Origin of the sequence: Butyricicoccus sp. (genome assembly GCF_050872565.1) — a bacterium.
Taxonomy (GTDB): Bacteria; Bacillota; Clostridia; order Oscillospirales; family Butyricicoccaceae; genus Butyricicoccus_A.
On record NZ_JBNMHC010000169.1, the window covers coordinates 1 to 4,724 of the forward strand.

4 protein-coding genes are annotated in these 4,724 nt (G+C 48.9%); 1 reads left to right on the top strand and 3 read right to left on the bottom strand.

Going from position 1 to position 4,724, the window contains the following annotated elements; all coding sequences use genetic code 11:
- From ACR0P9_RS07760 to ACR0P9_RS07770, 3 genes are all read right to left on the bottom strand, one after another.
- Positions 1–1,247: TRAP transporter permease (locus tag ACR0P9_RS07760; protein ID WP_432618921.1), on the bottom strand; the 1,247-nt coding region annotated here is incomplete at its 3' end.
- A gap of 16 nt (positions 1,248–1,263) precedes the next feature.
- Positions 1,264–2,235: a TAXI family TRAP transporter solute-binding subunit gene (locus tag ACR0P9_RS07765; RefSeq protein WP_432618923.1), complete on the bottom strand. Its 972-nt coding sequence runs from the start codon at positions 2,233–2,235 to the stop codon at positions 1,264–1,266.
- A 242-nt stretch (positions 2,236–2,477) separates the two neighbouring features.
- The gene (locus ACR0P9_RS07770; RefSeq protein WP_432618926.1) at positions 2,478–3,509 is read right to left on the bottom strand and encodes a LacI family DNA-binding transcriptional regulator; all 1,032 of its coding nucleotides are present in this window, start codon (positions 3,507–3,509) and stop codon (positions 2,478–2,480) included.
- A 400-nt stretch (positions 3,510–3,909) separates the two neighbouring features.
- On the opposite strand from ACR0P9_RS07770, the gene ACR0P9_RS07775 reads away from it, so the two are divergent.
- Positions 3,910–4,724 (top strand): sugar phosphate isomerase/epimerase family protein (locus ACR0P9_RS07775; protein ID WP_432618928.1); only part of this gene is annotated, 815 nt, incomplete at its 3' end.

Below are 4,724 nucleotides of genomic sequence, written 5' to 3' on the forward strand. Positions count from 1 at the left end.
ATGCGATTGTCCTTGTTAAACAGGCTGACAACAACGGTCAAAACGATTGCCAGAGAAGCAGCCTTCTGCATGGTCATAAAGTTGCCGGATACCCAAACAACTAGCATAACCAGCGGGAGCAGCAAATAAATCTTCTTTACGAGATTGCGTGCTTTTGGAAGCTGTTCCTTCGGCATACCGTGCAGATTCAGTTTTTTTGCCTCCAGATGTACCGAGATAAAGATGCCGGCAAAGTAAAGAATTGCCGGAAGAATAGCACGGCCGATGATGCTGGAATACGGCACACCGACGAAATCTGCCATCAGGAAGGCTGCAGCGCCCATGATCGGCGGCATGATCTGACCGCCGGTGGAAGAGGTTGCCTCAACAGCGCCTGCAAATTCCGGCTTGTAACCGGTTTTCTTCATCATTGGGATGGTAACCGAACCGGTTGTTACCGTGTTGCCGACAGAGGAACCGGATACCATGCCGCACAGAGCGGAGGAGATAACGGATACCTTTGCCGGACCGCCTGCAAAGCGGCCTGCAATGCAGTTTGCCAAATCGATGAAGAAGTTGGAAATACCGGTGCGCTCCAAGAACGCGCCGAAAATAATAAATACAACGATGTACTTTGAGCAGACATTTACCGGAGTGGAGAAAATACCTTCTTTGGTGTAGAACAGGTTGCGCACGAGATAACGCAGTCTGCCAAAGAACTCCGGATTAGTCAGTCCGTATACCAGCGCATAGACAACAAATACACCGGCAACAATCAGAATCGGCAGACCGACACAACGGCGCGTTACCTCAATCAATGCCAGAATGGCAACGATGCCGACAGCAATCTGGAACCAGGTAAAGCGGGTACCCTGATTGATAATCTGATTGACATTGAAAGTAAAGTAGAAGAAGGAGCCGACGCCGGCTATCATAAAGATAATATCGCTAATCGGCATGTGATTGACTTTTTGATCGCCCTTCTTAGACGGATAAATCAAGAAGCCCATCAAAATAATGAGACCCATAAAGGATGTCAGACGGATTTCTTCCAAAAATGTTGCGAACAGTGTGACATAGATACACCACAGAGAGAATGCAGCGAGAATCACCGTGATGGCGATTTTCGGCTTGCCCTCCCAGATACGGGTGTTGGATTCTCTGTCATACTTGCGCATGACCGAATCAACATCGGCCTGTACGTCCACAGCCTCATCCGTGAGAACTTCTGGATCGTTCAGCTTGGTTTTTTCTTCGTTCTTATTCACAGATCCTGTACCCTCCTTATTCATCCGTATTCACGGTGATACCGTGCTCGGCATAGTATTTGGCAGCGCCTGCATGGTAAGGAACCGTTGTGATGCTGGTTGCTGTGTCCAGCTTCAGCTCTGCGCCCTTGGCATTTTCCTTGGTGATGTCATCGACATGGTCAAAGATAGCTGCCGTCAGCTTATAAACAGTATCCTCATCTGCCTGTGCAGAGACAACAACGGTAGCCTGTACCGTAATGGTATTGACCGGCTCGGTCTGTCCCGGATAGGTATCTGCCGGAATCGTATATGTTTTGTAGTACGGGCACTTGGACAAGATATTGTCGCGAACAGTACCATCAATATTAATCAGGTTGACGCCATTGGTTGTGGCAAGCTCTGTGATAGCAGAGGTCGGAGGTCCAGCAACGATAAATGCGGCGTCAATCTTGCCGTCCTTCAGAGATTCCTTGGAGTCCTCGAACGACTGGTACTGCGGCTTGATGTCCTTGATGGTCATGCCAGCGCCTTCCAGTACGTCTACTGCGTTGAAATATGTACCGGAACCAGCCTGACCGATGGATACACGCTTGCCACGCAGATCCTCGACAGAGGTGATGTCATCATCCATCGTGAGCAGCTGAACGGTTTCTGCGTACAGGGCACCGAGCGTACGGAAATCGTGTGTCGGGCCGTCCTGCTCAAAAGCACGGGTGCCGTTCCAGCCGTATGTCATAACATCGGACTGGGTAAAACCGAGCTGGAAGTCGCCATCCTGAATACTCTGGATGTTGACCTTGGAGCCACCCGTCGATACAGCGGTTGTACGCACACCAGCGTATGTTTTCATGTACTGTGCAAGTACGCCGCCGTATGAATAATACGTGCCGGCGGTGCCGCCAGTACCGAACATCATTCTGGTCTGTGACTCGGAACAACCGGTTAGACACAAGGCCATCATGACAGCGAGAAACAAGCTGATCATTCTTAATCGGAATTTCTTCACTTTTTGTTCTTCTCCTTTGTGTAGTTCGATTTGCAGAAATTTCTATATTCCTACAAATATCATTGTATCATTTATTCGTGCGGGATTCAATGCAAATACGACGGAATCACGTAGGAAATTTTCAAAAAAGATGCCAAAAATTGCACGAAATCCCCGATAAATGCATAGCGAAACCTTAACATATGCATATCAGATACATGACGTTCGGACACGAAATACTACAGAAGAAGTATAAAGGGATATTATGCTTCGGGTGGAAGATTACAGCGGAATTTGATAGAAATATCCGTGAGCTGAATGCGCTGCTCCGGCATTTTGTGGTTGGACAGATAATCATAGAGGATTTGAATCGGGCGGGTGCCCTGTGTCTCAATGTCCTGACCGATGACAAAGTCTACAATCCCTTGTTTGATGAGAGACAGGTTGGACGGCGTAATGTCATGAATAATCATGTGGATTTTTCCCGCCATGCCGGTCTCTTGCAGCGCTTTAGCAACGCCGCGGCGTCCCATCGATGACACAAAAATACCGTTTAATTCTGGGTCAGCTTGAATGGCACGGCAGGTGATCCGCTTGGCAAGCTCTCCGTCGAGAAAACAGCATTCCGGATGCAAAACCTCCATATTTGGATAGTTGGCCGACATTTCCTCTAAAAATCCTGTTAAGCGCTGGCTGTCCGCGTAGTGTCCGCTCTGCTGGCCGAGAATCGGGAGAATATGTCCGTGGCCGCCGGTCAGCATACCCATCAGTGCTGCGGCAGATCGTCCGGCGGCAATGTCGTCCGGTCCGACATACGCAAGTCGATTGGCATCGCTGATGTCTGTGTTCAGCGTGACAACCGGAATGCCGCCTTTTTCGCTGATCTGATTGATTTTATCTCGGATTAAGCTGTTTGCCAGCGGCATTAAAGCCAAGGCATCAATATGTTCAATTTCCACCAGCTCGTCAATCAACGCCAGCTGATGCTGAATATCTACTCCGTCCATCGTGCGGAGAACAATTTTTACCGGCAGCAATTCGCTGCTGGGAAATTCTTCAAACAAATGTGCCAGTTCTTTGACAAAATCAGAGGCGGCGGAGTGCAGGACAACGCCGATTTTCCATGTATTGAGCAAAGAGGGCATAAGACGGGCGGAAATATACCCCATATCTCGTGCTTTTTCACGGACGCGCTCGGCGACCTCTGGACGAATGCCGGGTTTGTTGTGCAGCGCACGGTCTACCGTGCCGCGAGAAACACCGCAGGCATCTGCAATTTGCTGCATTGTTACCATGATTTATCACGCTCCTAATGCTTGTATCATACCATAGATTTGCAGAGTTGAAAAGATGTGACAAATGCACGAAACTATTTTTTGTAACATGTGGATTTTGCGGGAAAATGAGAGATTTTTGGGCAATACATCTAAATAATCAGAGGGAAAACTAGAAGAAATCACGGGATTTTGCACGTGGAAATGATAGTGCGGCAAATTGCTTGAAACAAATGCACAAAAATGGTATCGTAAGAGGCAGAAGAGAGGACGACCAAAACAAAGCATGATGTGGTTCGGCGCGCAGCACAATTTGCTGCTCTTTTCTGTGGATTTCCGATGCATACGATCCCAAGCCGTGTGCATCGGTCTCCATCCGCTTCTTTCAACAACAATGATTCAACAAAAGGAGAGTATACACATGAGATTAGGTTTTAATGAAGCAAATGACCGTTTTTGTCAGGGACACACCGTAATGCAGGACTTGGAGCTGTGCGAGAAGTATGGCTTTGACTGCATCGACATCCAGTCCGAGTGCCTGAACCGTGATCTGGAAAAGGGCATTGTGACCATCGAAGAGCTGGGCGAGTGGTTCTCCACCCATCACCTGAAGATGCTGTCTTACAATGCGCTGTGCTTCTTTAATATGAAGCAGACCGCAGAGGAGAAGCAGGCTGTTATGGACGAGCTGGATGAGATCATTCGCCGCTGCAACATTCTGGGATGCAAGATGATTGTTGTCGTTCCGTCTCAGGACATGAAGGAGCGCGGCTTACAGCCGACTCGCAAGGAAATCCGTGAGGATGCCGTTGCTGTTTTGAAGGAAATGGTAAAGAAGGTTGAGCCGTATGGCATCAAGCTGAGCTTGGAGTTCTGCGGCGCACCGGATATGACCATCAACCGCTTTGAGGATGCTTATGCCATTGTTGAAGCGGTAGATTCTCCGCTGGTTGGCGTGACGCTGGATCAGTATCATTTCTATGCTATGGGTTCTGGCTGGGAGTCTCTGGAGAAGGCTGACGGCAAGAAGATCTTTGTATGGCATCTGAACGGCACAGAAGATATGCCGTGCGGCGCATACTATAACAACGATGAGAAGCGTCTGTGGCCGGATGCAGAAGGTGATTGCCTGCCGCACGCTCGTTATGCAGATACGCTGAAGAAGATCGGCTTCGAGGGCGACTGCTGCACCATCGAAATCTTCCGTCCGGCATACTATGAGATGACGCAGGAAGA